The sequence below is a fragment of the Phenylobacterium sp. genome (assembly GCF_036563285.1).
GTDB lineage: Bacteria > Pseudomonadota > Alphaproteobacteria > Caulobacterales > Caulobacteraceae > Phenylobacterium.
Map to the genome: position 1 here is coordinate 77,259 of NZ_DATCMR010000003.1, position 26,004 is coordinate 103,262.

General features: G+C 70.0%; 27 protein-coding genes. 16 read left to right on the forward strand and 11 right to left on the reverse strand.

Annotated features, from left to right (window positions below; translation table 11 throughout):
* Positions 1-101: 101 nt before the first annotated feature.
* The gene (locus tag VIL76_RS02500; RefSeq protein WP_332043409.1) at positions 102-473 is read right to left on the reverse strand and encodes a cupin domain-containing protein; all 372 of its coding nucleotides are present in this window, start codon (positions 471-473) and stop codon (positions 102-104) included.
* Positions 474-551: 78 nt separating this feature from the next.
* Here VIL76_RS02500 and VIL76_RS02505 point away from each other — a divergent pair, with 78 nt between their 5' ends.
* The 6 genes from VIL76_RS02505 to rnr all read left to right on the forward strand — a co-directional run bounded on the left by VIL76_RS02505 (position 552) and on the right by rnr (position 8,822).
* Positions 552-884: a GFA family protein gene (locus VIL76_RS02505; protein WP_332043410.1), complete on the forward strand. Its 333-nt coding sequence runs from the start codon at positions 552-554 to the stop codon at positions 882-884.
* A 63-nt stretch (positions 885-947) separates the two neighbouring features.
* Positions 948-1,598, forward strand: coding sequence for a glycerol-3-phosphate 1-O-acyltransferase PlsY (gene plsY, locus VIL76_RS02510; RefSeq protein WP_332043411.1), 651 nt, complete (start codon positions 948-950; stop codon positions 1,596-1,598).
* Positions 1,598-2,689 (forward strand): DNA-processing protein DprA, encoded by a 1,092-nt coding sequence (dprA, locus tag VIL76_RS02515; RefSeq protein WP_332043412.1) that lies wholly within the window; start codon positions 1,598-1,600, stop codon positions 2,687-2,689. Before plsY ends, dprA begins: the two co-directional genes overlap by 1 nt.
* 291 nt (positions 2,690-2,980) lie before the next feature.
* Positions 2,981-5,638 (forward strand): type I DNA topoisomerase, encoded by a 2,658-nt coding sequence (gene topA, locus VIL76_RS02520; RefSeq protein WP_332043413.1) that lies wholly within the window; start codon positions 2,981-2,983, stop codon positions 5,636-5,638.
* Positions 5,628-6,425, forward strand: coding sequence for an alpha/beta hydrolase (locus tag VIL76_RS02525; RefSeq protein WP_332043414.1), 798 nt, complete (start codon positions 5,628-5,630; stop codon positions 6,423-6,425). Before topA ends, VIL76_RS02525 begins: the two co-directional genes overlap by 11 nt.
* A 60-nt stretch (positions 6,426-6,485) precedes the next feature.
* Positions 6,486-8,822 (forward strand): ribonuclease R, encoded by a 2,337-nt coding sequence (gene rnr, locus VIL76_RS02530; RefSeq protein ID WP_332043415.1) that lies wholly within the window; start codon positions 6,486-6,488, stop codon positions 8,820-8,822.
* Here rnr and VIL76_RS02535 read toward each other — a convergent pair.
* The gene (locus VIL76_RS02535) at positions 8,819-9,457 is read right to left on the reverse strand and encodes a TMEM175 family protein (protein ID WP_332043416.1); all 639 of its coding nucleotides are present in this window, start codon (positions 9,455-9,457) and stop codon (positions 8,819-8,821) included. The two genes, rnr and VIL76_RS02535, sit on opposite strands and share 4 nt — an antisense overlap.
* A 97-nt stretch (positions 9,458-9,554) precedes the next feature.
* Between VIL76_RS02535 and VIL76_RS02540 the strand changes: the two genes are divergently transcribed.
* The 3 genes from VIL76_RS02540 to VIL76_RS02550 all read left to right on the forward strand — a co-directional run bounded on the left by VIL76_RS02540 (position 9,555) and on the right by VIL76_RS02550 (position 11,414).
* Positions 9,555-10,274 (forward strand): NUDIX hydrolase, encoded by a 720-nt coding sequence (locus VIL76_RS02540; RefSeq protein ID WP_332043417.1) that lies wholly within the window; start codon positions 9,555-9,557, stop codon positions 10,272-10,274.
* Positions 10,275-10,370: 96 nt separating this feature from the next.
* A complete protein-coding gene (rpmG, locus tag VIL76_RS02545; protein WP_332043418.1) occupies positions 10,371-10,538 on the forward strand; it encodes a 50S ribosomal protein L33 in 168 nt (55 codons plus the stop codon).
* A gap of 75 nt (positions 10,539-10,613) precedes the next feature.
* Positions 10,614-11,414 (forward strand): phytanoyl-CoA dioxygenase family protein, encoded by an 801-nt coding sequence (locus VIL76_RS02550; protein ID WP_332043419.1) that lies wholly within the window; start codon positions 10,614-10,616, stop codon positions 11,412-11,414.
* Here the strand turns inward: VIL76_RS02550 and VIL76_RS02555 are convergent.
* Both VIL76_RS02555 and VIL76_RS02560 read right to left on the reverse strand, forming a co-directional pair.
* Entirely contained in the window at positions 11,411-12,775 is a 1,365-nt protein-coding gene (locus VIL76_RS02555; protein ID WP_332043420.1) for a PleD family two-component system response regulator, read from the reverse strand. The two genes, VIL76_RS02550 and VIL76_RS02555, sit on opposite strands and share 4 nt — an antisense overlap.
* A 5-nt stretch (positions 12,776-12,780) precedes the next feature.
* The gene (locus tag VIL76_RS02560) at positions 12,781-13,146 is read right to left on the reverse strand and encodes a response regulator (RefSeq protein WP_332043421.1); all 366 of its coding nucleotides are present in this window, start codon (positions 13,144-13,146) and stop codon (positions 12,781-12,783) included.
* Positions 13,147-13,259: 113 nt separating this feature from the next.
* Between VIL76_RS02560 and VIL76_RS02565 the strand changes: the two genes are divergently transcribed.
* The 5 genes from VIL76_RS02565 to clpA all read left to right on the forward strand — a co-directional run bounded on the left by VIL76_RS02565 (position 13,260) and on the right by clpA (position 18,891).
* The gene (locus VIL76_RS02565; RefSeq protein WP_332043422.1) at positions 13,260-13,919 is read left to right on the forward strand and encodes a hypothetical protein; all 660 of its coding nucleotides are present in this window, start codon (positions 13,260-13,262) and stop codon (positions 13,917-13,919) included.
* Positions 13,920-13,952: 33 nt separating this feature from the next.
* Positions 13,953-14,813 (forward strand): ROK family protein, encoded by an 861-nt coding sequence (locus tag VIL76_RS02570; protein ID WP_332043423.1) that lies wholly within the window; start codon positions 13,953-13,955, stop codon positions 14,811-14,813.
* Positions 14,810-16,081, forward strand: coding sequence for a DNA polymerase IV (locus VIL76_RS02575; RefSeq protein WP_332043424.1), 1,272 nt, complete (start codon positions 14,810-14,812; stop codon positions 16,079-16,081). The genes VIL76_RS02570 and VIL76_RS02575 overlap by 4 nt, the downstream gene beginning before the upstream one ends.
* A gap of 149 nt (positions 16,082-16,230) precedes the next feature.
* Positions 16,231-16,560 (forward strand): ATP-dependent Clp protease adapter ClpS, encoded by a 330-nt coding sequence (clpS, locus tag VIL76_RS02580; protein WP_332043425.1) that lies wholly within the window; start codon positions 16,231-16,233, stop codon positions 16,558-16,560.
* A gap of 6 nt (positions 16,561-16,566) precedes the next feature.
* Complete coding sequence (clpA, locus tag VIL76_RS02585; RefSeq protein ID WP_332043426.1) at positions 16,567-18,891, forward strand: ATP-dependent Clp protease ATP-binding subunit ClpA; 2,325 nt, start codon at positions 16,567-16,569, stop codon at positions 18,889-18,891.
* A 179-nt stretch (positions 18,892-19,070) separates the two neighbouring features.
* On the opposite strand, the gene VIL76_RS02590 is transcribed toward clpA, so the two are convergent.
* Positions 19,071-19,508, reverse strand: coding sequence for an HIT family protein (locus VIL76_RS02590; RefSeq protein WP_332043427.1), 438 nt, complete (start codon positions 19,506-19,508; stop codon positions 19,071-19,073).
* Between the two features lie 55 nt (positions 19,509-19,563).
* Between VIL76_RS02590 and VIL76_RS02595 the strand changes: the two genes are divergently transcribed.
* Complete coding sequence (locus VIL76_RS02595) at positions 19,564-20,136, forward strand: DUF4287 domain-containing protein (RefSeq protein WP_332043428.1); 573 nt, start codon at positions 19,564-19,566, stop codon at positions 20,134-20,136.
* On the opposite strand, the gene VIL76_RS02600 is transcribed toward VIL76_RS02595, so the two are convergent.
* The 4 genes from VIL76_RS02600 to VIL76_RS02615 form a co-directional block, all read right to left on the reverse strand.
* Positions 20,133-21,296 (reverse strand): GNAT family N-acetyltransferase, encoded by a 1,164-nt coding sequence (locus VIL76_RS02600; RefSeq protein ID WP_332043429.1) that lies wholly within the window; start codon positions 21,294-21,296, stop codon positions 20,133-20,135. The genes VIL76_RS02595 and VIL76_RS02600 overlap by 4 nt on opposite strands.
* Positions 21,293-22,039, reverse strand: coding sequence for a glycerophosphodiester phosphodiesterase family protein (locus tag VIL76_RS02605; RefSeq protein ID WP_332043430.1), 747 nt, complete (start codon positions 22,037-22,039; stop codon positions 21,293-21,295). Before VIL76_RS02605 ends, VIL76_RS02600 begins: the two co-directional genes overlap by 4 nt.
* Positions 22,036-22,497 carry a RidA family protein gene (locus tag VIL76_RS02610; RefSeq protein WP_332043431.1) on the reverse strand — a complete coding sequence of 154 codons (462 nt, stop codon included), beginning with the start codon at positions 22,495-22,497 and terminating at the stop codon, positions 22,036-22,038. Before VIL76_RS02610 ends, VIL76_RS02605 begins: the two co-directional genes overlap by 4 nt.
* Positions 22,498-22,618: 121 nt before the next feature.
* Positions 22,619-23,056 (reverse strand): TIGR01841 family phasin, encoded by a 438-nt coding sequence (locus VIL76_RS02615; RefSeq protein ID WP_332043432.1) that lies wholly within the window; start codon positions 23,054-23,056, stop codon positions 22,619-22,621.
* A 300-nt stretch (positions 23,057-23,356) separates the two neighbouring features.
* Between VIL76_RS02615 and VIL76_RS02620 the strand changes: the two genes are divergently transcribed.
* Positions 23,357-24,628, forward strand: coding sequence for a D-alanyl-D-alanine carboxypeptidase (locus VIL76_RS02620; protein ID WP_332043433.1), 1,272 nt, complete (start codon positions 23,357-23,359; stop codon positions 24,626-24,628).
* Between the two features lie 58 nt (positions 24,629-24,686).
* Here the strand turns inward: VIL76_RS02620 and VIL76_RS02625 are convergent, their stop codons facing one another.
* Positions 24,687-25,118 (reverse strand): J domain-containing protein, encoded by a 432-nt coding sequence (locus VIL76_RS02625; RefSeq protein WP_332043434.1) that lies wholly within the window; start codon positions 25,116-25,118, stop codon positions 24,687-24,689.
* 4 nt (positions 25,119-25,122) lie between these two features.
* Positions 25,123-25,956 carry a division plane positioning ATPase MipZ gene (locus VIL76_RS02630; protein WP_332043435.1) on the reverse strand — a complete coding sequence of 278 codons (834 nt, stop codon included), beginning with the start codon at positions 25,954-25,956 and terminating at the stop codon, positions 25,123-25,125.
* Positions 25,957-26,004: the final 48 nt, after the last annotated feature.

A 26,004-nucleotide genomic window follows, 5' to 3' on the forward strand; every position in this document is an offset into this window, starting at 1 on the left:
CAACTCTCGTGATCGCGTAAGTCTCTGGATTTACTTGTCAAAGATCCTCTCCGACAGCGTATCCGCAGGCCGCTCCAGCGCCAAAGAATGAGTGCGGCGATCTAGTCGCCGGTGGGCACGACGCCGGCGCTCTCGACCATCACCACCACCGTGCGGCCGCGGGCGTGGGGGAAGTGCAGCATGCCCCTGGGCACGGTGACGGCCTGGCCGGGCTTCAGCACCACCGTGCGGCCGCCCTCCAGGTTGATGTCGAGCTGTCCTTCCAGCACCAGGAAGAACTCGTCCTCGTCGTCGTGCTTGTGCCAGTGGAAGTCGCCTTCCAGGACGCCGAGGCGCACCACCGACCCGTTCACCGCGCACAGGGTGCGGTTCCACCACGGCGCCTGGGCCGCGGCGATGGCAGCCACGTCGATGTGCTCGCCGGGCTCGAAGAGCACCTCGGTCTCGATGTCGTAGGCGGCGGCGTCGGTCATGGCGGGGCTCCTCGCGGCTTGTGCGCGCAGCCTAGCCGAACGAGGATATCCCTCTCATCAGAAATGCTGGAGCGGACCATGACCCATGAAGGCGGCTGCAAGTGCGGGGCGGTGGCGTTCGAGGCCGACGGCGAGATCGAGAAGGTCATCGACTGCAACTGCTCCATTTGCCGGCCGAAGGGCTACCTCCACTGGTTCGTCCCCGAGGCGGCGTTCCGGCTGAAGACCGACGACGCGGCGATGGGCGCCTTCACCTTCAAGAGCCACAAGCTGATCCACCGCTTCTGCAAGACCTGCGGCGTCGCCCCGTTCGTGCAGGGGCCGGGCACGGTGGCGGTGAACGCGCGCGCCCTGCACGGCGTCGACATCCAGGCGCTCAATGTGCAGCCGTTCGACGGGGCCTCGCTCTGACGAATTTCGGCGTTCCCCGAACGTTCCGGAGGCGCTACCACTGCCGCGCTTGAAGGGGACGCCATGCTGAACGAACTCGGTCCGGTGCTCATCGCCGCCGCCCTCGTGGGCGGATACCTGCTGGGATCGATCCCGTTCGGGGTGATCGCCACGCGGCTGGGCGGCGCCGGGGACGTCACCAAGATCGGCTCGGGCAACATCGGGGCGACCAACGTCCTGCGCACCGGCCGCAAGGACCTTGCGGCGATCACCCTGCTGGGCGACGGCGGCAAGGGCGCGGTGGCCGTCCTGATCGCGTGGCTGGCGACCCGCGACCAGTCGCTTGAGGCGCAGGCGGTGCTGACCTCCCTGGCGGGCGGGGCGGCCTTCGTGGGGCACCTGTTCCCGGTGTGGCTGCGGTTCCGGGGCGGCAAGGGCGTGGCCACCTTCTTCGGGACCCTGCTTGCGGCCGCCTGGCCGGTCGGCGTGGCGGCCGGGGCGACTTGGATCCTCATGGCGCTGCTGTTCCGGATCTCGGCGCTCGCCGGGCTTGCGGCGGCGGCGCTGGCGCCGGTCTTCGTCTTCCTGCTGGACCGGCCGGAGCCGATCGCGCTGCTGGCGCTGTTCATGGCGATCCTGATCTACGTCCGGCACCTGCCCAATATCCGGCGACTGCTGAAGGGCGAAGAGCCCAGGATCGGCGGCGCCAAGAAGGCCGCGGAGACCGAGGCCTAGTGCTGCGCAGGCTCACCAACGCCCAGCGCGTCGACTGGCTGCGGCTGGCGCGCGCGGAGAACGTCGGCCCCGTCACCTTCGACCAGCTGATCGGCCGCTACGGCGAGGCTGGCAAGGCCTTAGCCGCCCTCCCCGACCTGGCGCGGCGCGGCGGACGCATGGGCGGGATCAAGATCCCCTCGCCCGCGGAGGCCGAGGCCGAACTGGCGGCCGGCGCCGTGCTTGGCGCCCGGCTGATCGCCGCCTGCGAGCCGGAGTTCCCGCAGGCGCTCGCGGCGCTCGACCCGCCGCCCCCGCTGCTGTGGTGCCGCGGCCGGGTGGAGCTGCTGGACCGGCCCAGCGTGGCCATCGTGGGGGCGCGGGTGGCCTCGGCCGCCGGCCAGCGGTTCGCCCGCGGGCTTGCCGCCGAGCTCGGCCAGGCCGGCCAGGTGGTGGTCTCCGGGCTGGCGCGCGGGATCGACGCGGCGGCGCACGAAGGCGCGCTGCCCACCGGCACCGTCGCGGTGCTGGGCGGCGGGGTGGACGACGTCTATCCGCCGGACAACGCCCGCCTCTACGGCCAGATCGCCGCGACCGGTTGCGTGGTGTCGGAGAGCGAGCCCGGCCGCACGGCGACGGCCCGCGATTTCCCCCGCCGCAACCGGATCATCTCCGGCCTTTCGCGCGCCGTCGTGGTGGTGGAGGCCGAGCTGCGCTCCGGCTCGCTAATCACCGCCCGGCTGGCGGCCGAGCAGGGCCGCGAGGTGCTCGCCGTGCCGGGCTCGCCGCTGGACCCGCGGGCGAAAGGGACCAACGACCTGCTGCGCCAGGGCGCGGCGATCTGCGAGGGCGCCGAGGACGTGCTGCGCGCGCTGGAAGGCCTGCGCGGCTTCCGCGAACCGGGCGAGCGCTATGCGACGGGTGAGCCCGCCGAGGTGGACGATGCACTGCGCGAGCGGATCGCCGACCTTCTCTCCCCCACCCCGGTGAGCCGTGACGAGCTGGTCCGCGCCGCGGCCGCCCCGGCCGCGCAGGTGTTCGCCGCCCTGGTGGAGCTGTCGCTCGCCGGCCGCGCCGAGCTGCTGCCGGGCGGGATGGTGGCGGTGGGATAGAGCCCTCTCCCAAGCCAAGGCTTGGAAGAGGGTGAGGTGAGGGCCGGCTCGTGCGACCGCATCGTGCCGGATGCCGGACCGACGGCCTCGGACGGTCATCCGGAGCCGGCCCAGCCGGCCCTCACCCTACCCTCTCCGGTTCGCTGCCGCTCTCGGGAGAGGAGCCTGCACGATCTCTCCCCCTTTAGGGGGAGCGTGGCGTGCGCCGCCAGCGACCGTTGACAGGGGCCGTGACGCACCCCCACCTTCCGCGCTCTTTTTCCCCCGGTCCGGACCCAGAATCTCCCCCGAATGAACGCTGTCGTCGTCGTCGAGAGCCCCGCAAAGGCCAAGACCATCAACAAGTACCTGGGCTCGGGGTACACCGTGCTGGCCAGCTACGGCCACGTGCGCGACCTTCCGGCCAAGGACGGTTCGGTGCGTCCCGACGAAGACTTCGCCATGTCGTGGGAGGTGGACGCGAAGGCCGCCAAGCGCCTCAACGACATCGCCGACGCCGCCAAGGGGGCCGACAGCATCATCCTGGCCACCGACCCCGACCGCGAGGGCGAGGCGATCTCCTGGCACGTGCTGGAGGTGCTGCAGAAGAAGCGCGCCATCAAGGACGCGACCGTGCAGCGGGTGGTGTTCAACGCCATCACCAAGACCGCCGTCACCGAGGCCATGAAGCAGCCTCGCGACATCGACATGGAGCTGGTGGACGCCTACCTGGCGCGCCGCGCGCTGGACTATCTGGTGGGCTTCACGCTGTCGCCGGTGCTGTGGCGCAAGCTGCCGGGCTCGCGCTCGGCCGGCCGCGTGCAGTCGGTGGCCCTGCGGCTGATCGTCGATCGCGAGATCGAGATCGAGAAGTTCCGCACCCAGGAATACTGGACCGTGGACGCCGAGGTCTCCGCCGGCGCCGACCCCTTCACCGCGCGCCTCGTGAAGCACGAGGGCAAGCGGCTCACCAAGTTCGACCTGGGCGCCGAGGGCCTGGCCTTCGCCGCCCGCGACGCGGTCAAGGCCGCGACCTTCAAGGTCGCCGCGGTCGAGAAGAAGCCGGCCCGGCGCTCGCCGCCGCCGCCCTTCACCACCTCGACCCTGCAGCAGGAGGCGTCGCGCAAGCTCGGCTTCTCGGCGCAGCGCACCATGCAGGCCGCCCAGAAGCTCTACGAGGGCATCGACATCGGCGGCGAGACCGTCGGCCTGATCACCTACATGCGGACCGACGGCGTGCAGACCGCGCCCGAGGCGCTGGACGAGGCGCGCGAGGTGATCGGCGGGATCTACGGCCGGCAGTACGTGCCGGAGAAGCCGCGCATCTATTCCTCCAAGGCGAAGAACGCCCAGGAGGCCCACGAGGCGATCCGCCCGACCAGCCTGGCCCGCAACCCCGGGCGCCTGCGCCTGGAGGGCGACCTCGGCCGGCTCTACGAGCTGATCTGGAAGCGGATGATCGCCTCGCAGATGGAGTCCGCCCGGATCGAGCGCACGACCATCGACCTGGAGAGCGCCGACGGCCGCACCGGCCTGCGCGCCACCGGCCAAGTGGTGCTCTTCGACGGCTACCTTGCGGTCTACGAGGAAGGCCGCGACGACCCGGACGACGAGGAAGGCGGCCGCCTGCCGCAGGTGAACGAGGGCGCGGCCGCCCAGGTGCGCTCCGCCAAGGCCGACCAGCACTTCACCGAGCCGCCGCCGCGCTACTCCGAAGCGTCCCTGGTGAAGAAGATGGAGGAGCTCGGCATCGGCCGGCCCTCGACCTACGCCTCGATCCTGACCGTGCTGCGCGACCGCGCCTACGTCCGGATGGAGAAGAACCGCTTCATCCCCGAGGACAAGGGCCGGCTGCTGACCGCCTTCCTCGAGGAGTACTTCAAGAAGTACGTCGAGTACGACTTCACCGCCGACCTGGAGGAGAAGCTCGACCTGGTCTCGGCCGGCGAGCTCGACTGGAAGGTCCTGCTGCGGGAGTTCTGGACGGACTTCATCGCCCAGGTGGGCCAGACCAGCGAGCTGCGCATCAGCGAGGTGCTCGACGCCCTCGACCTTGCGCTGGGCGACCACCTGTTCCCGCCGAAGCCGGACGGCGCGGACCCGCGCGCCTGCTCGGTGTGCGGCACCGGGCGGATGGGGCTGAAGTCCAGCCGGTTCGGGCCGTTCATCGGCTGCTCCAACTATCCGGAATGCCGCCACACCCGCCCCCTGGCCGTGCCGGAAGAGGGCGAGGCCGGGGAGAACGGCGACCGCGAGCTGGGGGTCGATCCCGCGACCGGCGAGACCGTCTGGCTGAAGAACGGCCGGTTCGGGCCCTATGTGCAGCTGGGCGAGGGCGAGAAGCCGAAGCGGTCCAGCCTGCCGAAGGGCTGGTCGGCCGCCGCCATGGACCTGGAGAAGGCCCTGCGCCTGCTGCGGCTGCCGCGCGAGGTGGGAAACCACCCCGAGGACGGCGGCATGATCCTGGCCGGCATCGGCCGCTACGGCCCCTTCGTGCAGCACAACGGCACCTACGCGAACCTGTCGGGCGTCGACGAGGTGTTCGAGGTGGGGATCAACCGCGCCGTCGACCTGCTCGCCCAGAAGCGGGCCGGCGGGCGGCCGGGACGCGGCGAGGCCGCGGCGCTGAAGGAGCTAGGCGCGCACCCGGCCGACGGCCAGCCGGTGCGGGTGCTTTCTGGCCGCTACGGCCCCTACATCAAGCACGGCTCCACCAACGCCAACGTCCCGCGCGGCGCGGACCCCACGGCGGTGACGCTCGAGGAGGCGGTGAAACTGCTGGCCGAGCGCGAGGCCAAGGGCGGGGGCAAGAAGAAGCCGGCCCGGGCGGCGAAGGCCAAGGCCGAGCCCAAGGCCAAGGCCGAGAAGGCCCCGGCCAAGAAGAAGGCGGCGCCGAAGAAGAAGGCCAAGGCGCCCGCCGCGGCCGTAGCGGCGGCGGATGGTCCGGCGCCCTGGGACGATGCCGACTAGCCGGGTCAACGGCGTCGAGCTCTACTACGAGCGGGCGGGCTCGGGCCCGCCCCTGCTCTTCATCTCCGGCACCGGCGGCGACCTGCGCAACAGGCCCAACCAGTTCGACGGACCGCTGCCGCGATCCTTCGACATGGTCTCCTACGACCAGCGCGGGCTCGGCCGGTCGGAGAAGCCGGACGTCGCCTACTCCATGGCCGACTATGCCGACGACGCCGCGGCGCTGATGGCCGAGCTCGGCTGGGACGAGGCCTTCGTCATGGGCGTCTCGTTCGGCGGGATGGTGGCCCAGGAGCTGGTGTTGCGGCACCCCCGGCGAGTGAAGAAGCTGGTGCTCGCCTGCACGTCGCCGGGCGGGCAAGGCGGATCGTCCTTCCCGTTCCACGAGATCGAGCGCCTGAAGGGCGAGGCCCGCGCCCGCTACCTGATCCCGATCAGCGACGTGCGGCGCACGGACCAGTGGGCGCGCGAGCATCCCGAGGCCTACGCGAAGCTGGTGGAGCTCTCCTCCGCAGACCCGTTCGCCGGCGAGCCTGGCCGCGCCGCGGGCGCGCACCGGCAGCTGGAGGCGCGGGCGCAGCACGACGCGTGGGACCGGCTCCCCCAGATCGCCTGCCCGGTGATGATCGCGGCCGGCAGGTACGACGGCATCGCCCTGCCGGAGACGCAGGAACGGATGGCGGGGCGCATCCCCGGCGCGCGGCTGCAATTCTTCGAAGGCGGCCACCTGTTCATGATCCAGGACCGCACCGCCGTCCCGGCCATGGCGGCGTTCCTGCTGGAATAGGCCGTCCCGCGACGCGGGAAAGGAAAGCGCGGAACGGCGTTCAGGGTGCTAATCAGCGCCATGGCCCGACCCCGCATCCCGAAAGCCACCCGTTTCGCCCAGGGGCTCCCCGACCGGGAGACCCTGATGAACTACCTGCGCGAGACCGGCGAGGCCGACCGCGCCGCCATCGCCCGCGCGTTCGGGCTCAAGGGCGCCGACCGCCGAGCGCTTCGGGACATGCTCAAGGAGCTGGAGTCGTCCGGGACGCTGGCCCGGCGCGGGCGCAAGGGCTTCGCCGAGCATGGCGCCCTGCCCGAGGTCGGCGTGGTCGACGTGGTCGAGCGCGACCCGGACGGCGACCTGCTGGTGAAGCTCACCAAGGGCGAGGACGCCCCGCTCGTGCCGCTCGCGCCCGACCGCAAGGCCGAGGCCGGGCAGGCGCCGGGGCTGGGCGACCGGCTGCTGGTGCGCTTCGCCGCGCTGGAGGGCGGCGGCTACGAGGCGCGGCTGATCAAGAAGCTGGGCCAGAGCGCGCATCGCATCCTGGGCGTGGTGAGGAAGGCCCGCCGCGAGGTCCGCGTGGAGCCGGTGGACCGCCGCTCCAAGGAGACCCTGGTCCTTCCCGAGGGCGAGGACGTGCGCGACGGCGACCTGGTGGTGGCCCAGATCGAAGGCTCCGCCGGCCGCTATGGGCCCAAGCGCGGCAAGCTGCTGGAGGTGGTGGGCCGCGAGGATGAGCCGCGCGCCGCCTCGCTGATTGCGATCCACAGCCACGGCATCCCGACCGGCTTCTCGCAGGCCGCGGAGGCTGAAGCCGAGGCCGCCGAGCCCCCCACCCTCGCCGGCCGCGAGGACCTGCGGCAGGTCCCCTTCATCACCATCGACCCCGCCGACGCCCGCGACCACGACGACGCGGTCTATGCCGAGCCGGACACCGACGAGAAGAACCCCGGCGGCTGGGTGGTCTGGGTGGCCATTGCTGACGTTGCGGCCTACGTGCGGCCGGGCTCGGCCCTGGACCGCGAGGCGCGCGACAAGGGCAACAGCGTCTACTTCCCCGACCGGGTGGAGCCGATGCTGCCGGAGCGGCTGTCCAACGGGCTGTGCAGCCTGCGCGAGGGCGAGAACCGCGCCTGCCTGGCGGTGCGGATGGTGTTCGACGCCGCGGGCAAGAAGCGCTCGCACCGGTTCGTGCGGGGGCTGATGCGCTCGGCGGCCAAGCTGTCCTACGAACAGGCGCAGGCCGCCGCCGACGGCGAGCCGGACGAGAAGGCGCAGCCGATCGTCGACAGCATCATCCGGCCGCTGTGGACCGCCTACGGCGTGATGCTGAAGGGCCGCAACGCGCGCTCGCCGCTGGCCATCGAGAGCCTGGAGCGGAAGATCAGCATCAACCGCGAGGGCGAGGTCACCCAGATCACGCCGCGCGCCTCGCTGGAGGCCCACCGGCTGATCGAGGAGATGATGATCCAGGCCAACGTCTCGGCCGCCGAGACCCTGGAGCAGAAGAAGACGCCGCTGGTGTACCGGATCCACGACGCGCCTTCCCAGGAGAAGCTGCAGGCCCTGGTGGACTTCCTGCAGACGCTCGACATCCCCTGGACCAAGGGCGAGGCGCCGCGCACCGAGCGGTTCAACCGCCTGCTGGAGCAGACCCGAGAGACGCCGCACGCCGAGATCGTCAACGAGGTGGTGCTGAGGAGCCAGATGCAGGCGATCTACTCCACCGAGAACATCGGGCACTACGGGCTGAACCTGGCCCGCTACGCCCACTTCACCTCGCCGATCCGCCGTTACGCCGACCTGATCGTCCACCGCGCGCTGGTGAGCGCGCTGAAGCTCGGCGACGACGGGCTGACCGACCGCGACATCAGCCAGATGAAGGACACCGCCGAGCGGATCACCTTCGCCGAGCGCCGCGCGATGGCCGCCGAGCGCGACGCCACCGACCGCTATATCGCCGCCTTCCTGTCCGACCGGATCGGGGCAGAGTTCGAGGGCAAGATCACCGGGGTGACGCGCTTTGGCCTGTTCGTGCGGCTGGCAGAGACCGGGGCCGACGGGCTCGTGCCCGTCTCGAAGCTGGGCGACGAGTACTTCGTGCACGACGACAAGGCCCACGCCCTGGTCGGCGAGCGCTCGGGCGCGCGCTGGCCGCTGGGGATGAGCGTCACCGTGCGGCTGGAGGAGGCCACGCCGATCACCGGCGGGCTGCTGTTCCACATGCTGAGCGAGCCGATGGCGGCGGACCCCAATGCGCCGCGCGCGCGGCTGGGGATGCGCAGCCGGGGCGACCGCGCGCCGGGCGGGCCTCGTGGCGGGTCGGGGGGCGGCCCACGCGGCGGCCGGCCGCAGGGCGGACGCCCGCCAGGCGTCAAGAACACCCGCAAGAAGAAGATGGGCAAGCGCCGCTAGGGGGCCGCGGGCTTCGGCCTCAGGAAGCGACCGGCGGCGAGGAACACCAGCGGGATCAGGAGGGCGCAGAAGTGCGCCAGGGTCACCAGACCGCTGGCGAGCAGGATGAGCCCGACGCCGAAGGCGATCCCCGGCGCGGCGGCCCGCGCCAGGCGGTAGGCGAGCTCGCCCTTCGGCGCCCCGCCCTGGATCAGCCGCCCGCCGCCGCGATAGGCGACCAGCACCAGGCCGAGGTTGCCGATGGAGATCGCCACCATCACCCAGCAGTAGATGCTCCAGGCGAAGGCGCCGCCGAGGTCCGCGCCGATCCAGGCGGTGGCGTAGGGCAGCAGGCACACCGGCAGCAGCGCGCCCAGGTTGGCGATGGCGGTGAGCCAGTCGAACCGCAGCAGCCCGCGGGTGATGTTCATGTGCGCGGCCCAGAAGACCGCGCCGATAAAGAAGCTGAAGATGAAGGCGCCGATGTGCGGGGCGGCGTGCAGCAGGGTCTCGGGCGTGGCTTCGGGCCAGGACTCCGGCGGCTTCAGCTCCAGCACCAGGATCGTGAGCACGATGGCGAACACCGCGTCCGTGAAGAACAGCATGCGGTGCTGCAGCCGGTCGTCCAACTCGTCGTGGCCCGCCTTCGCCGCCATGCCGTCCTCCCGATTCCCGCCGCCATAGTGCCGCCCGCCGGGCGTTCCGCAAGGAGAGGCTTCCCTTCACGTGAGGGGCAGCCATACAGTTGTTCGGATGTCCGAAGCCGACGAGATCCAGCCCGCCTCGCGCAAGCCCGAGGGCCCGCCGCGCGTCCCCGGCGCCCCGGCGGTGCGGCCGAAGGCGGCGGCCACGGTGATGATCATCCGGCGCGACGGGCCCAAGCCGCGGGTGCTGATGGGCCGCCGGCACGGCGGGCACAGCTTCATGCCCGACCGCTGGGTGTTCCCGGGCGGGCGGATCGACCGGGCGGATCATCGCGCCCCTTTCGCCACGGACCTGCGGCCCGACGTGCAGGCCACCTTCGACGCCTATCTGAAGCCCGGCCGCGGCCGGGCGCTGGCCCTGGCGGCGGTGCGGGAGACCTGGGAGGAGGCCGGCCTGCTGCTGGCCAGGCCCGCGCCAACACGCCCCGCCGCGGGCCCCTGGCGGCCGTTCGTCGAGCAGGGCGCGCTGGCCGACCTGGAGGCGCTGGACGTGATCGCGCGCGCCATCACCCCGCCGATGGTCGGCAAGCGGTTCGACACCTGGTTCCTGCTGGCCGACGCCGAGCGGCTGCTCAGCCTGGAGCGGCAGGGCGACTGCGGGGAGCTCGACGAGATCGCCTGGGTGGACTTCGACGAGGCGCAGGCGCTCCCCCTGCCCTCGGTCACCCGGATGATGATCAAGGAGGCGGTGGCGCGGATGGAGGATCCGGCGCGCCCGAAGCCCTTCATGCGCTTCAAGGCAGGCGCCATGCGGCCGGCTTACCTCTAGTCCATTGACTTCCCGGCGCGGGTTCGTATTTTCCGCCGCTCTTTCGAACACCCGCCGGCGGGCGATCCCGCTTGGCCCCGCCCATAAGGAATTCCCATGGCGAAGCCCGCCTCCATCAAGATCCGCCTGAATTCCTCGGCCGACACCGGCTTCTTCTACGTGACGAAGAAGAACGCCCGCACCAAGACCGACAAGCTGGTCATGAAGAAGTACGACCCGATCGCGCGCAAGCACGTCGAGTTCAAGGAAGGCAAGATCAAGTAATCAGGCCTAACCGGCTGTTTTCCTGACGAAAACGCCCGGCCTCAGGCCGGGCGTTTTCCGTTTCGGAGCAGCCTTATGACCACCCTCCTCAAGGGTCTTTCGAGACAGTCCCGCCAGCGCTTCGACGAGCACGGCCTGGTGAAGCTCGAAGGGCTTGTCGCCCGCCGGACGGCCGAGCAGATGGCCGATATCCTGTGGCAAGACCTCGCCCGGCGCCACCGCATCCAGCGACGCGACCGCGCCACATGGCGGATCGAGCGCCCCTCAGACTTCAAGCAGCTGCGCCAGACGGACGCCTTCCGCGCCATGGCGACCCCGGAGGTGCGGGCGGTGCTCGATGACCTGCTGGGCCGCGGCCAGTGGGTGGAGCCGGACGCCTGGGGCCAGCCGCTGGTCTGCTTCCCCACGCCGCGGGGGCGCTGGGACGTGCCGCACCAGCACTGGCATCTGGACCTACCCGCCCACCCCGAGCGCTTCCGGCTGCTGATCGGGCGGCTCTTCATGCTGGTCGCGCCGCTGAGGGCCCAGGGCGGCGGCACGCTGGTGGCCACCGGTTCGCACCGGCTCATCGAGGCGCTCTCGGACCAGGCGGACGTCGAGCTCTCGTCGGCGGTCATGCGCAGGCATCTGAAGTCGCAGCACCGCTGGTTCGCCGAGCTGATGGCCCCGACGCGGGACTTCGACCGGAGCGAGCGTTTCATGGGCGCGCCCACCCTGATCCAGGGCGTGCCGATCCAGGTCGAGGAGATGACCGGGGAGCCGGGGGACGTCTTCCTGATGCACCCGGCCGCGCTACACGCCGGCGCCCCGAACACGGGCGACGAGCCGCGGCTCGTGCTCACCCAGTTCGTCAATCCGAAGGCTTACTTCGCCTAGGCGGCGTGGGCGATGACCTTGTTGCGGCCGGTGGACTTGGCCTCGTAGACGGCCTCGTCGGCCCGCTTCAGCAGGGTGTAGGGCCGGTCCTCGGCGGGCAGGCTGGCCGCCACGCCGATGGAGATGGTCACGTTCAGCAGCTCGCGGCCGTTCATCACCCGGAACGGCGAGCCGGCGACGTGCAGGCGGATGCGCTCGGCGATGCGGCGGGCCGCGGTGAGATCGGTGTCCGGCATCACGATGACGAACTCCTCGCCGCCGTAGCGGACCGGAAGGTCGATGGCGCGCACATTGGAGGCCAGCCGCACCGCGAACTCGCGCAGCACCTCGTCGCCGACGTCGTGGCCGAAGCTGTCGTTGATCTTCTTGAAGTGGTCGATGTCGATGACCAGCAGGGCCACCGGGTCGCCGCCATGGGCCGCGCGCGCCATCAGAGCCTCGAGCTGGCCGGTCATGTAGCGGCGGTTGTGCAGGCCGGTGAGCTGGTCGGTGACCGCCAGCTCCAGCGAGTGGTCGAGGTTGTTGCGCAGGTAGTCGGTGTAGCGCTTGCGGCGGATCTGGGTCTTGGCGCGGGCGGCCAGCTCGCCGGGATCGACCGGCTTGGCCAGCACGTCGTTGACCCCGATCTCCAGGGCTTTCACCAGCCGCTCCCGCTCGTCGAAGTCGACGATGGCCAGCACAGGCAGGTTCCGGGTGGCCTCGTCCGATCTGACCTGGGCGCAGAAGCGCAGGCCGTCGAAGGTCTTGGCGCCGGTGTTGACGATGATCAGGTCGACCGGGCCGCGGGCGGTCATCAGGGCCTTCTCGGGATCGCTCTCGATCACCGGGCGGTGCTCGATGGCGAGCTCGACGGACAGGCGGCGCGCCTGACGCTCCTGGTCGTCGACGATGAGGATGCGGCCGCCCGTGCCCCCCATGCGTCCGGCCGCGCCGCCGATCAGGCCGATGCGCCGGCCCGAGGCCTCGCGCTCGCGCAGCTCGTCGATCACGGTCTTCAGCCGCGTCAGGCTGCGCACGCGGGCGAACAGCATGACGTCGTCGATGGGCTTGGTCAGGAACTCGTCGGCGCCGGCCTCGAGCCCGGCGACCCGGTCGGAGCGTCCGTCCAGCGCGGTGACCAGCAGCACCGGCACGTGGCGGGTCTCGGGGTCGTCCTTCAGCCGGCGGCAGACCTGGAAGCCGTCCATCCCGGGCATCATCACGTCGAGCAGGATGATGTCGGGCTTCTCCGAGGCGGCCATGGCCAGCGCCGTGGGACCGTCGGACGCGGTCAGCACCTCGTAGTACTCGGCCGACAGCTTGGCCTCGAGGAGGCGGACATTGGCCTCGATGTCGTCGACGACGAGGATGCGGGCGGACATGCGCTCTAGCCCAGCAGACGCTTGATGGTGTCGAGGAAGTGCGACACCGAGATCGGCTTGGAGATGTAGGCCTCGCACCCGCCCTCGCGGATGCGCTCCTCGTCGCCCTTCATGGCGAAGGCGGTCACCGCGACCACCGGGATGCCGGCGAGCTCCTCGTCCTCCTTCAGCCACTTGGTGACTTCGAGGCCGGAGATCTCGGGCAGCTGGATGTCCATCAGGATCAGGTCAGGGCGGTGCTCGCGCGCAAGCGAAAGGGCCTGCAGCCCCTCGCGCGTCTGCAGGGTCTCGTAGCCCTGGGCTTCGAGCAGATCATGAAAGAGCTTCATGTTCAGCTCGTTATCCTCGACGATGAGGACCTTCTTGGCCATTCCGGACCCGATGTTGTTCTCTGTTGAGGATGGCCAGGTACGTGGCCGTCCCACCTTCACGACCTACATCCCACGGATATCCTTAAACTTCGTTAGCCGCGACCGGAGCGACCTTGGCCGAGCCCTCGCCGACCGCCGTCCACTCGTTGAAAACTCTGGGGATTTCCCTGGATAGGCCGCTGGTGATCGTCGACGTGGACGAGGTGCTTGGGCTGTTCATGAAGGGCTTCGGCGGCTTCCTCGAATCGAGGGGGCTGGAGTTCCGGATCGACCGGTTCGCGCTTTTCCAGAACATCTACCGGCCGGGCGCGGGCGAGCACCTGCCCGTGGAGGAGGGCCGCCGGCACTTCGAGGACTTCTTCCGCACCCACTGCGGGGAGATCGAGCCGGCCCCCGGGGCCGTCGAGGCGCTGAACCGGCTGGGGAAGCGCGCGGAGCTCCTGATCCTGTCCAATGCGCCGGCCGACGCCGAGCGGCTGCGGGCGGACTGGCTGCAGAAGCACGGCCTGCCCCACCCGCTGATCCTCAACACCGGGCCGAAGGGGCCTGTCACCGCCCACCTAGTGGCTCAGACGCCGGCGCCCGCGGCCTTCGTCGACGACCTCCTGCCGAACCTGGACTCCGTCGCCGAGCACGCGCCCAGGGTGGCGACCTTCCAGCACGTGGCCGACGAGCGCCTGCGGCCGCTGGCGCCCCGCTCCGAACGGCATCCGCGGATCGACGACTGGCGGCAGCTGGCGGACGCCATCGAGGCGGCGGTGCTTGGTCGCTGATCCGGCGGCGCCCAAATCGGCTATGACGGGGCGATGATCCGCATCGGCGTGGATTTCGGGGGCACCAAGATCGAGGCCGCGGCTATGCATCCGGACGGCCGCATCCTCTCGCGCGTCCGCTGGCCGACGCCGGTGGGCTACGACGCCAAGGTCGAGGCGGTGCGCGACATCGTCGCCGAGGCGCAGAAGCAGGCGCAGGTGCGCTGGGCGCCGGTCGGCGTGGGCGGCCCAGGGTCGATCTCGCCGAACACGGGGCTGCTGCGGAACTCCAACTCCACCGAGCTGAACGGGCGGCCCTTCGCCGCCGACCTCTCCCGGGCTCTGACCCGCGAGATCCGCTACGCCAACGACGCCAACTGCCTGGCGCTGTCGGAAGCGACCGATGGCGCGGCGGCGGGCGCCGAGGTTGTCTTCGCCGCCATCCTGGGCACCGGCTGCGGCGGCGGGCTCGCGATCCGCGGCCGGCCGATCGTGGGCGCGAACGCCATCGCGGGCGAATGGGGGCACACCCCCCTCCCCTGGCCGATGACCGACGAGCTTCCCGGCCCCAGTTGCTGGTGCGGCCGGCGCAACTGCCTGGAGCTGTGGATCAGCGGCTCGGGCCTGGCGCGCGCCGCCGGCCGGCCCGCAGAGGAGGCCGTGAAGGACCCCGCCGAGCTCGACCGCTACGTCGACCGGCTGGGTCGCGGGCTGGCAGTGATCTGCGACGTGCTCGACCCCGACGTGATCGTGCTGGGCGGCGGCATGTCTAACGTGGAGGCGCTTTACGACAGGCTTCCCTCGGCGATCGCCCCTCACGTCTTCTCCGATGTCTTCCAGACGCCGATCCGCAGGGCAGCCCACGGCGACTCCTCCGGCGTCCGCGGCGCGGCATGGCTGTGGGGCGGGCCATGAGGGCCTTCTGCCGCGACTGCTTCTGGAGCGCCGAGCAGGCGGTCCGCCGCTGCCCCGCGTGCAGCTCGCCGCGGATCGTGGCGCACGAGGAGCTGGCCGGCCTCTCCATCGCCCATATGGACTGCGACGCCTTCTACGCATCCGTCGAGAAGCGCGACCGGCCGGAGCTGCGCGACCATGCGGTGATCGTCGGCGGCGGCAAGCGCGGGGTGGTGACGACCTGCTGCTACATCGCCCGCATCAAGGGCGTGCGCTCCGCCATGCCGATGTTCAAGGCGCTGCAGCTCTGCCCCGAGGCGGTGGTCATCAAGCCGGACTTCTCCAAGTACCGGTTCGAGAGCCAGCGGATCCTCGGCATGGCGGCGGAGCTGACGCCGCTGATCCAGAACCTGTCCCTGGACGAGGCGTGGATGGACCTGTCCGGGACCGAGCGCCTGCACGGGGCCGCGCCGGCGCTGACGCTGGCGAGGCTGCAGGCCCGGATTGAGGCGGAGACCGGCCTGACCGTCTCCATCGGCCTGGCCGCCAACAAGTTCCTGGCCAAGGTGGCCTCGGACCTCGACAAGCCGCGCGGGTTCTCGGTGATCGGGGCGGCCGAGGCGGAGAGCTTCCTCAGCACCCGGCCGGTGGGCATCCTGCCGGGCGTGGGGCCCGCGATGGTCGCCTCGCTGGAGAAGGCCGGCTACCGCACCGTCGGCCACCTCGCCCGCGCCGACGTGAAGGACCTGGCCTCCCGCTGGGGCGCCCACGGCCTGCGCCTGCACGAGCTCAGCCACGGCCGCGACTACCGGGCGGTGAACCCCAACGAGGCGCGCAAAGGGATCAGCGCGGAGACCACCTTCAATGAGGACCTGACGAAGCTCGGCGACCTGGAGGACGTGCTGGCCGAGCTCTGCGAGAAGGTCGCCCGCCATGCGCGCAAGGACGGCATCGCCGGCCGCGTAGTGACGCTGAAGCTCAGGACCACCGACTTCAAGATCCACACCCGGCGGCGGACCATCCCGGCGCCCACCCAGACGGCCAAGACCCTGTTCCAGGTCGGCCGCGAGCTGCTCAAGCGGGAAGCCGACGGCCGCCCGTTCCGGCTGATCGGCATCGGCATGGCCGATCTCGTCGAAGAGGCCTCGGCGCCCACGGACTTTTTCTCCGACGAGCGCCGGGCGCTGAAGAGCGAGAAGACCCTGGACGGGCTGCGCGCCAAGTTCGGCGCCGACGCGGTCACCTCAGGCCGGATCCTGCGCGCCAAGGCGTCGCTCAAGGAGGATTGATCGGAGGAACCCGGCCTTGGGCGTGGGCAGTTTTCAGGCGTCGCGCCCTTAACAACCCGCCCGTGACGATTCGGCCCTTCCAAATGGGAATGTTTTCCATATCTAATCATCGAGAAGTGGGGCGCAGACCTCGCCAGGAGATCCGAGCGATGGCTGAGCGAAAACAGGGTGATCAAGACACCGGCGTTCGCTCAGGCGTCATCACGCAGACCAAGCCGAAAACGCAGAAGCCCTCGATGTACAGGGTGCTTTTGCTGAACGACGACTACACTCCCATGGAGTTTGTCGTCTATGTGCTTGAGCAGTTCTTCAATAAGTCGCGCGAAGACGCGACTCGGATCATGCTCCATGTTCACCAACACGGCGTGGGCGTGTGTGGCGTGTTCACATACGAAGTGGCGGAAACAAAAGTGGCCCAGGTCGTTGATACGGCACGTCGGCACCAGCACCCGCTGCAGTGCACAATGGAAAAGGATTAGAGGCTCTTGCCTTCATTTTCGCGCCAGCTCGAAGAGTCGCTTCATCGCGCCGTCGCCTACGCCAACCAGCGCAAGCATGAATACGCTACGCTAGAGCACCTGCTGCTTTCCCTCGTCGACGACGAGGATGCGGCGGGCGTGATGCGCGCCTGCGACGTCGATCTCGCCGCCCTTCGCACCACCCTCACCAACTATGTCGACAACGAGCTGCGCTCGCTGGTCGTGGACGACGGGGAAGACGCCAAGCCGACGGCCGGCTTCCAGCGCGTGATCCAGCGCGCGGTCATCCACGTGCAGTCCTCGGGCCGCGAGGAGGTCACCGGCGCCAATGTGCTGGTCGCGATCTTCTCCGAGCGCGAGAGCCACGCCGCCTACTTCCTGCAAGAGCAGGACATGACCCGCTACGACGCGGTCAACTACATCGCCCACGGCATCGCCAAGAAGGCCGGCGCCAGTGAATCGAAGGCGGTGAAGGGCGCGTCCGAGGACGACGAGAAGCCGACGGTGAAGACCGGCGGCGAGGCGCTCGAGGCCTACTGCATCAACCTCAACGAGAAGGCCAAGCAGGGCAAGGTCGACCCGCTGATCGGGCGGATGGCCGAGGTCGAGCGCTGCATTCAGATCCTCTGCCGGCGGACCAAGAACAACCCGCTGCTGGTGGGCGACCCGGGCGTCGGCAAGACGGCCATCGCCGAAGGCCTGGCCCGCAAGATCATCAACAAGCAGGTCCCCGAAGTCCTGGCCGGCGCCACCATCTTCTCGCTCGACATGGGCGCGCTGCTGGCCGGCACCCGCTACCGCGGCGACTTCGAGGAGCGCGTGAAGCAGGTCGTCAAGGAGCTGGAGAACCACCCAGACGCGATCCTCTTCATCGACGAGATCCACACGGTGATCGGCGCCGGCGCCACCTCGGGCGGGGCGATGGACGCCTCGAACCTGCTGAAGCCGGCCCTGGCCTCGGGCACGCTGCGCTGCATGGGCTCGACGACCTACAAGGAGTTCCGCCAGCACTTCGAGAAGGACCGGGCGCTCGTCCGGCGCTTCCAGAAGATCGACGTGAACGAGCCCACGATCGACGACACCGTGAAGATCCTGAAGGGCCTGAAGACCTACTACGAGGACTTCCACAAGCTCCGGTACACCAACGACGCCATCAAGGCGGCGGTGGAGCTGTCGGCGAAATACATCACCGACCGCAAGTTGCCGGACAAGGCGATCGACATCATCGACGAGGCCGGCGCCTCGCAGATGCTGCTGACCGAGGCCAAGCGGAAGAAGACCATCGGCCTGAAGGAGATCGAGGCGGTCGTCGCCAAGATCGCCCGCATCCCGCCGAAGTCGGTGTCGAAGTCCGACACCGAGGCGCTGAAGCAGCTGGAAAGCGACCTGAAGCGCGCGGTCTACGGCCAGGAAGAGGCCATCGAGCAGCTGTCGGCGGCCATGAAGATGGCGCGCGCCGGCCTGCGTGACGCCAACAAGCCCATCGGCTGCTACCTGTTCACAGGCCCGACCGGCACCGGCAAGACCGAGACCGCCCGCCAGCTGGCCGGCACCCTCGGCATCGAGCTGCTGCGGTTTGACATGTCGGAGTACATGGAGCGCCACACGGTCTCGCGCCTGATCGGGGCCCCTCCGGGCTACGTCGGGTTCGACCAGGGCGGCCTGCTCACCGACGCCGTCGACCAGCATCCGCACGCGGTCGTCCTGCTCGACGAGATCGAGAAGGCGCACCCGGACGTCTACAACATCCTCCTGCAGGTCATGGACCACGGTCAGCTGACCGACTCCAACGGCAAGAAGATCGACTTCCGGAACGTCGTCCTGATCATGACGACCAACGCGGGCGCCGCGGACGCCCAGCGCAACTCCATCGGTTTCGGCCGCGGCAAGGCCGACGACGAGGTGGAAGAGGCGCTGAAGCGGCAGTTCACGCCGGAGTTCAGGAACCGCCTGGACGCCATCGTGCACTTCCACGCGCTGACGCCGGAGATCATCCGCCAGGTGGTTCAGAAGTTCGTCATGCAGCTGGAAGCCCAGCTGGCGGACCGTCACGTCACCATCGAGACCTCGGAGGAGGCTGCCGACTGGCTGGCCAAGAACGGCTTCGACGAGCTCTACGGCGCCCGGCCGCTGGCCCGGGTCATCCAGGAGCACATCAAGAAGCCGCTCGCCGACGAGATCCTGTTCGGCAAGCTGGCCAAGGGCGGCCACGTCCAAGTGGTGCTGAAGGACGGCAAGCTGGCGTTCGAGATCGAGGGGGACGAGCGCGAGCGCGGCGCCCCGATCATCGAGGACCCGGCCGAGACCGCCGAGGGCGAGACGGTCGTCTGACCGCGGTCGAGAAAGCGAAACGAGAAGCCCCGGGCCACCCCCGGGGCTTTTTCGTCAGAGCGGGAAGCGCAGGGTCATGGCCTGACCGAACGGGATAGCCTTCCACTCGCCCATCAGGGAGCTGAAGCGGTGCTCGTCGCCCGTCACCTTGGTCAGCTGGACGAGCAGCTCGGCTCTCGTCAGGCGATCTTCGCGGCGATCTGCGCGGCGAGCGCCTTCAGCTCCTCGGGGTCGGCCATGCCGCCCGAGGCGTGCCGGCCAATCGGCGCGTCCTCCCAGCGGGGAATGACATGGAAGTGCAGGTGGTAGATCGTCTGCCCCGCCGGCGCGCCGTTGAACTGGGTTACGACGATGCCGTCCGGGTTCAGCGCGGCGCGGACCGCCTTGGCCACCCGCTGGACGCCCAGGATCAGGTGCTCGAGGTTCTGCGGCTCCTCCTCCAGCAGGTTGCGGGCGGTCGACTGCTTGGGAATCACCAGGGTGTGGCCCTTGGACTGCGGGAAGACGTCCATGAAGGCGAACACGTGCTCGTCCTCGAAGACGCGCGCCGCGGGCATCTCGCCCCGCAGGATCTTGGCGAAGATGTTGCCGCCGTCGTAGGTCCCGTCCAAGCTCATGGCCAAGTGCTCCTGCCCTTCCGAGGGTCGTAGCAAATCCCGGCGGAGGGCGGAAATGGCCGAGCAGGGCCTCACCGAACGGCAGCAGAAATGGTTCGCCTCGGTGCAGGCGAGCCTGGAGCGCGACACCGGCAAGACCATCGACGAGTGGGTCGCGATCGCGAAGGCCTGTCCGCACGAGAAGCCCAGGGCACGCGCGGACTGGCTGCGTGAGCACTACGGGCTGGGCGTCAACCGGGCGGCCCATGTGCTGTCGGTCGCATTTCCGTCGGCGATGAACTGGGACGACGCCGAGGGGCTGCGCGCGGCGCTGTGGAAGGACCCTGCGTCGGAGGCCATCCTCGCGGAACTGGAGGCGGCGGTCGCCAGGCTGCCGGAGACGGTGGTCGGGCAGCGGAAGAGCTTCACGGCCTTTTCGCGGAAGGTGCAGATGGCGGCGGCGCGACCGGTGAAGGGCGGCCACGCCATGCTGGGCCTGGCCATTGCGCCCGACGCCGACCCTCGCCTGCAGCCGCGGGGGAACGAGAGCTGGGGCGACCGGCTGAGGGCCAAGCTCCTGGTCACCTCGCCGGACCAGGTCGACGCTTCGCTCGAGACCCTGCTGAAGCAGGCCTGGGAGCGCTCCTAGCCGTCCTTGCGGAACGGCGAATACTCCTCGGCGAGCCACTCCATGTCGGCCTCGACCCCGGCGCGCTCTCGGCGGACGAAGGCCTCGACCGGCGCGCGCAGGGCGGGGTCGGCGATGTAGTGGGCGGAGTAGACTGGCTTCGGCAGGTAGCCGCGGGCGATCTTGTGCTGGCCCTGGGCGCCGGCCTCCACCCGCGGCAGCCCGCGGCCGATCGCCCAGTCGATGGCCTGGTAATAGCAGAGCTCGAAGTGGAGGAACGGGACCTCCTCCACACTCCCCCAGTTGCGGCCGAACAGGCAATCGTCCCCGATCAGGTTGAGCGCGCCGGCGATCCATCGGCCGTCGCGCCTGGCCATGATCAGCAGCACCCGGTCGGCCATCCGCTCGCCCAGCAGGGAGAAGAACCGGCGGTTCAGGTAGGGCCGGCCCCATTTGCGCGAGCCGGTGTCCATGTAGAACTCGAAGAAGGCGTCCCAGTGCTCTTCGGTGAGGTCCGCGCCTGTGACGCAGCAGATCTCGAGCCCGGCCTGGGCCTCGCGTCGCTCGCGGCGGATGGTCTTGCGCCGGCCGGACGACAGCGCGCCCAGGAAGTCATCGAAGGAGCCGTAGCCGCGGTTCTCCCAGTGGTACTGCTGGCCCTCGCGGAGCGCCAGGCCGTGGCCGCCCATCCAGCGCCACTCGTCTTGCGTGGGGAAGTTCACGTGCAGCGACGAGGCGCCGTAGCGCTCGCACACGCCCAGCGCGCCGCCCAGCAGCAGGGCCCAGGCTTCCTCGGGGTCGACGTCGGGCCGCACCAGCAGCCGCGGCCCGCTGGCCGGCGTGAACGGGGCCGCGCAGAGCAGCTTCGGATAGTACTGCCCGCCCGCCCGCTCGTAGGCGTCGGCCCAGGCATGGTCGAAGATGTACTCCCCCTGGCTGTGGGACTTCAGGTAGAGCGGCATCACCGCCGCGGCCCTGCCCTCCTCGTCCTCGACAACCAGGTGCTGCGGCCCCCAGCCGGTGCGCTCGACGGCGCAGTTCGCCTGTTCGACGGCGTCGAGGAAGTCGAAGCGGACGAACGGATTGCCCAGGTAGGCCGGATTGCCGGCGCAGGCGTCCCAGGCCTCGCGCCCGATCTCTGCGATGCGGCGGCTCACCTTCACCGCCGGGACCAGCGTCACGCCTGGAAGCCCTCGAAGATGAGGTTGTCGCAATGCGCCCGGACCGCCTCCCACTGCTCGGGCTGGCGCACTGTCCAGGCGACGACCGGGAGTCCGCGCGCCCGGTGCTCGTCGGCGAGCGGGCTGGGCAGCATGTCGAGCCCCAGCGCCAGGAAGTGCGGCTTGGCGACCGCCACGTGCTCCAGCCGGGCGAAGGCTTGGCGCTGCTCTTCCGCGAGGTGCGGCGCGCGCTTGTAGGAGTAGCTGTCGAGGCCGCGCAGCACGCCGGGGAAACGCTCGGCGAACCAGGCGTGGCTGTAGGGGTTGAAGCCGATCACACAGACGGGGCCCGAGTGGTCGATGATGACCTCGTGCACTCGCTGCTCCAGAGGGCCGACGTGGCCGTAGGGCGTCTTGAGCTCGATGTGGATGAGGGCGCGGCGGCCGACCAGCTGCAGGGTCTCGCGCAGCGTCGGGATCCCCTCGTCCGTGCCGGCGAGCCGCAGCTCGGCGAGCTCCGCGGCCGTTCGGTCGGCGATGCGGCCCTGGGCGCCGGTCATCCGCTGCAGGTCCTCGTCGTGGAAGACCATGGCCTCGCCGTCGGCCGAGAGCTGGACGTCCAGCTCGATGCCGTAGCCGGCGGCGCAGGCGGCCTGGAAGGCGGCCAGCGAGTTCTCCGGCGCCCCGCCCGGGCTCCAGAGCCCGCGGTGGGCGACCGGCGGCGCGAAGAGAAGGTCCCAGGCCTCGCCGAAGCGCGCGTTCACTTCAGCTGCACCACCGCGTCGACCTCGACGGCGAAGTTGAGCGGCAAGCGGTAGACCCCTACCGCCGAGCGCGCGTGCCGGCCGGCGTCGCCGAAGGCCTCGACCATCAGGTCGGAGCAGCCGTTGACCACCTGCGGGATGTCGAAGAAGCCGGGGCCGGCCTGCACGAAGCCGTTCAGCTTCACCACCCGGACGACGCGGCCGAGGTCGCCGTCGCAGGCAGCCTTCATCTGGGCGATCAGGTTGATCCCGCACAGGCGGGCCGCCTCGCGGGCCCGCTCGGCGTCCACATCCTCGCCCACCACCCCCTTGATGCCGCCCGAGGCGTCCACCGAGACCTGGCCGGAGATGTGGAGCAGGTCGCCCGCACGCACGAAGGGCACGTAGTTGGCGACGGGGGGATTGGGCCTGGGAAGGGTGATCCCCAGCCCCGACAGGCGGGCTTCGACCTCGGACATGGGAACGGTCTACCGCCGGCTCCCCCCTGAGAAAAGGCCGGCCCATGAGAAAAGGCCCGGGCCTTGCGACCCGGGCCTCCAGCCCCAACAGCTCCCCGCAGGGAGCCGCGTCTCTTGATGTTTAGCGAGCGGCCTGCAGGCGCTCGACCACGGCGGTCACGCGCTCGTTCAGCGGCTTCACCGAGTCCTTCATCGAGGCGGTGACGGTCTCGGACATCCTGGCGACCTCGGCCATGTAGGTCTCGAGCGCCGACTTCGCGAAGGCGGTCTGCAGCTCGAGGACTTCCTGGACGCTCTTGGCGCCGGCGAGCGCCTTGGCGGCGGTCACCTGGTTGTCGAAGGCGGCCTTGGAATAGGCCATCGCCTGCGCGCCGATCGCTTCGGCGCCCTTGGTGGCGGCGGTCACGGAGGCGACCACGGCTTCCAGGTTCTGCTTGGAGACCGTGTTGGCCTCGTTCAGGGCGGCCAGGGTCTTCTCCACGCCGTCCTTGAAGGCGACGGTGGAGGCGGCGGTCACTTGCTCGACGGTGGTCTTCACGTTTTCGACGGATTCAGACATCAGGCACTCCTGGGAGAACGGCGAAGCTTCTGCGGCGTTACTGCCGCGGTGCAAAATCTCGAAGGGGGAACGTAATGTCCCCAGCTCACGGCCGTTGTCTCATGTTGCACTGCAGCAGTCAAGGGCGATTTGTGCACTGCACAATGAGATTGGCGCCCGTCCTGCAGGCCGTCCCAGACCGGCGCGACATTTCCGCCCGTTCAAGAGCTGTTTACTCTAGAGCAAGGGTAAGGGTGTCATGGTAGGTGAGATTCACGGCGGCGGGGGGCCGCCTCAACCCTTTGATTCGACGGACGAAGCATGTTGAAGCACGCCCGCCGCCTGTTCGTTGCGTTCGGTGTCGCCCTGGCGACCGCCGTGGCTCCCATGGCGACCACCGCTCAGGCGCAGACCCCCTACCTGCAGCTTCTGCCGTCGACGCAGTCGAAGTACGCCGCGATCGTTGTCGACGCGAAGAGCGGCGAGGTGCTCTACGCCAAGCGCGCGGACAGCCCGCGCTATCCGGCGTCGATCACCAAGGTGATGACGCTCTACCTCACCTTCGAGGCGCTGGCGGCCGGCAAGATCCAGCTGGACGACCCGGTGCCGTTCTCGCCGCGGGCGGCGGCCCAGTCGCCGACCAAGCTCGGCGTGCGCGCCGGCGGCTCGATCACGGTGCACGAAGCCATCCAGTCGCTGACCACCCTGTCGGCCAACGACACCGCGGTCGCCATGGCCGAGAAGCTGGGCGGGACCGAGGGCCGGTTCACGGCGCTGATGACGCTCCGGGCCAAGGAGCTCGGCATGTCGAACACCAACTTCGCCAACGCCAACGGCCTGCCCGACAGCCGCAACATCTCCACGGCCCGCGACCTGGCGATCCTGTCGCGCGCGGTGATGCGGGACTACCCGCAGTACTATCGCTACTTCACCCAGACCAATTTCAATTTCCGCGGCCGCAACTACCGCAACCACAACCACCTGCTGACCGGCGTGCCGGGGGTGGACGGCCTGAAGACGGGCTTCACCAACGCCTCGGGCTTCAACATCGCCATCTCGGGCGTGCGTGAAGGCCGCCGGCTGATCGTCGTGGTGCTGGGCGGCCCGACGCGGGTTTCGCGCGACAAGGCCGCCGAGGGCCTGCTGCTCACCGGCTTCGACGTAATGAACCGCCGCGCCCGCGGCGAGAACATCACCGTGGCGCAGAACTTCTTCGAGTCCGACCTGGTCGGGCCGATCGTCCAGGGCCGCACCGCCCAGGGCGACGAGGACGACGTGGGCGACCGCATCAAGCTCGCCGCCGCCACGCCTGCCCCGCGCGCCAGCCAGGTGAAGATCGTCGAGCCGAAGAAGAAGGACTCCTGGTCCGTCCAGGTGGGCGCCTTCAAGTCGCGCGCCGACGCCAAGGAGCAGATCGACCTGATCGAGAAGCGCTTCGGCGCCAAGGTGGACGGCGCCAGGCCTACCGTCGACAAGGCCGGCGGCCGCTACCGCTCGCGCTTCGTGGGCATGAGCGAGTACGAGGCCAGGCAGGCCTGCAAGGCGATCAAGGCCAAGAAGATGGCCTGCGCGGTCGCCTCGCCGCAGGGCTGAGCCGGCTGATCCAGTCTGACGGAAGACCCCGGAGGGCGACCTCCGGGGTTTTTCCTTGTCAGCCCCTGAGAAGCCGATCCCTCGCGGCGTTGAGCTGGGACGCCAGCCCCGAGGTGCCGCCCTTGTCGGGGTGGGCCATGCGCATCAGGCGCGTGTAGGCCTCCTTGATCTCCTCCGGCGTCGCGTCGGCGTCGACCCCCAGGATCGAGCGGGCCTCGTCCAGGCTCATGCGGCCCTTCGCGGGCGCGCGGACGGCGCCCGGGCCCATGCCGGTGGTGCGGGCCGAGGACGACAGCCACAGGCCAAAAATGACCAGGACGATGGTGACCATCCACTGGCCGCGGATGCCGGTGTAGGCCGCAGCCGCGAAGGCCACGAGGGCGAACATGCCCGCCGCGATCCGCCACTCGCGCCGCTTCAGGACCGGCTTGCCGCGCCCTAGGAACAGGAAGACGGCGAGCGCGGCGGCCCCGAGGGCGAGGTAGAGCATGCGGCTATTCCGCCGCGATCCTCTCGCTCTCGTCCAGCCCCGTGAAGCCCAGCGCGCTCATCAGGGCGCGCAGCTCCTGGCGGGCGGCGACATGCTGCAGGCTCATCGCCACGGGCCGGATCACCGGCGACAGGTCGGCGATGGTCAGGCCAAAGGGGAAGAGCTCGCGGTAGATCACCCGGTCGCGCAGCCCCGGCCCGACGCGGAAGCCGACCTTGCGCGAGAGCGCGTTCACCCGCTCGTCCAGGCGCTTGCGGTTGCGCGCCTCGGTTGGCGCCAGGCGGTTGCGCAGCACCACCCAGTCGATCTGCTTGCGCTCGAGCGTCGCGCGCTCCTTGCGGCAGGTCCAGACGGTCTCGGAATAGAGGCTGTGGCGCTTCAGGTCCAAGGTGACGGGATCGACCACGCCCAGCATGTCGAAGTCCACGAAGCTGTCGTTCATGGGGGTGACGATCAGGTCGGCCCGGCGGTGCGCCGCGCGGCTGATGGCGGTGTCGCTGCCGGGGGTGTCGATCAGCAGGAAGTCGGCCTGGCCCGCGAGCTCGGCGAACGCCGCCTCGAAGCGCGCCACCTGGTCGGCCTCGGCGGACTTGGCGAGCCCGTCGCCCTGGGAGCTCATCGGATGCTCGAGGGGCATGGGCGCCTCGGCGCCGTTGGCGGCGAGCCACTGGCGGCGATTGGAGAAGAAGTGGCCCATGGTCTGCTGGCGCAGGTCGAGGTCCAGCACCGCCACCTTGGCCCCGCCGTGCAGCAGGGCGACGGCGATGTGGATGGCGATGGTGGACTTGCCCGCCCCGCCCTTCTCGTTGCCGATCACGATGACGCTGGCTTGCGACATGCTGAACTCCGTCGGCCGCAGTGCGGCCAGTGAACCGGCGATAAGGAG

Excerpts from the sequence above, each read along its gene's own strand:
- topA (WP_332043413.1), top strand. The coding sequence starts at position 2,981 with ATGAACGCTGTCGTCGTCGTCGAGAGCCCCGCAAAGGCCAAGACCATC.
- VIL76_RS02525 (WP_332043414.1), top strand. The coding sequence starts at position 5,628 with ATGCCGACTAGCCGGGTCAACGGCGTCGAGCTCTACTACGAGCGGGCG.
- VIL76_RS02610 (WP_332043431.1), bottom strand. The coding sequence starts at position 22,497 with ATGTCCGAGGTCGAAGCCCGCCTGTCGGGGCTGGGGATCACCCTTCCC.
- VIL76_RS02550 (WP_332043419.1), top strand. The coding sequence starts at position 10,614 with ATGACCACCCTCCTCAAGGGTCTTTCGAGACAGTCCCGCCAGCGCTTC.
- VIL76_RS02555 (WP_332043420.1), bottom strand. The coding sequence starts at position 12,775 with ATGTCCGCCCGCATCCTCGTCGTCGACGACATCGAGGCCAATGTCCGC.
- VIL76_RS02595 (WP_332043428.1), top strand. The coding sequence starts at position 19,564 with ATGGCCGAGCAGGGCCTCACCGAACGGCAGCAGAAATGGTTCGCCTCG.
- VIL76_RS02630 (WP_332043435.1), bottom strand. The coding sequence starts at position 25,956 with ATGTCGCAAGCCAGCGTCATCGTGATCGGCAACGAGAAGGGCGGGGCG.
- VIL76_RS02620 (WP_332043433.1), top strand. The coding sequence starts at position 23,357 with ATGTTGAAGCACGCCCGCCGCCTGTTCGTTGCGTTCGGTGTCGCCCTG.
- VIL76_RS02575 (WP_332043424.1), top strand. The coding sequence starts at position 14,810 with ATGAGGGCCTTCTGCCGCGACTGCTTCTGGAGCGCCGAGCAGGCGGTC.
- plsY (WP_332043411.1), top strand. The coding sequence starts at position 948 with ATGCTGAACGAACTCGGTCCGGTGCTCATCGCCGCCGCCCTCGTGGGC.
- VIL76_RS02535 (WP_332043416.1), bottom strand. The coding sequence starts at position 9,457 with ATGGCGGCGAAGGCGGGCCACGACGAGTTGGACGACCGGCTGCAGCAC.
- clpS (WP_332043425.1), top strand. The coding sequence starts at position 16,231 with ATGGCTGAGCGAAAACAGGGTGATCAAGACACCGGCGTTCGCTCAGGC.
- VIL76_RS02505 (WP_332043410.1), top strand. The coding sequence starts at position 552 with ATGACCCATGAAGGCGGCTGCAAGTGCGGGGCGGTGGCGTTCGAGGCC.
- VIL76_RS02540 (WP_332043417.1), top strand. The coding sequence starts at position 9,555 with ATGTCCGAAGCCGACGAGATCCAGCCCGCCTCGCGCAAGCCCGAGGGC.
- VIL76_RS02570 (WP_332043423.1), top strand. The coding sequence starts at position 13,953 with ATGATCCGCATCGGCGTGGATTTCGGGGGCACCAAGATCGAGGCCGCG.
- rpmG (WP_332043418.1), top strand. The coding sequence starts at position 10,371 with ATGGCGAAGCCCGCCTCCATCAAGATCCGCCTGAATTCCTCGGCCGAC.
- VIL76_RS02590 (WP_332043427.1), bottom strand. The coding sequence starts at position 19,508 with ATGAGCTTGGACGGGACCTACGACGGCGGCAACATCTTCGCCAAGATC.
- VIL76_RS02500 (WP_332043409.1), bottom strand. The coding sequence starts at position 473 with ATGACCGACGCCGCCGCCTACGACATCGAGACCGAGGTGCTCTTCGAG.
- rnr (WP_332043415.1), top strand. The coding sequence starts at position 6,486 with ATGGCCCGACCCCGCATCCCGAAAGCCACCCGTTTCGCCCAGGGGCTC.
- VIL76_RS02615 (WP_332043432.1), bottom strand. The coding sequence starts at position 23,056 with ATGTCTGAATCCGTCGAAAACGTGAAGACCACCGTCGAGCAAGTGACC.
- VIL76_RS02625 (WP_332043434.1), bottom strand. The coding sequence starts at position 25,118 with ATGCTCTACCTCGCCCTCGGGGCCGCCGCGCTCGCCGTCTTCCTGTTC.
- VIL76_RS02560 (WP_332043421.1), bottom strand. The coding sequence starts at position 13,146 with ATGGCCAAGAAGGTCCTCATCGTCGAGGATAACGAGCTGAACATGAAG.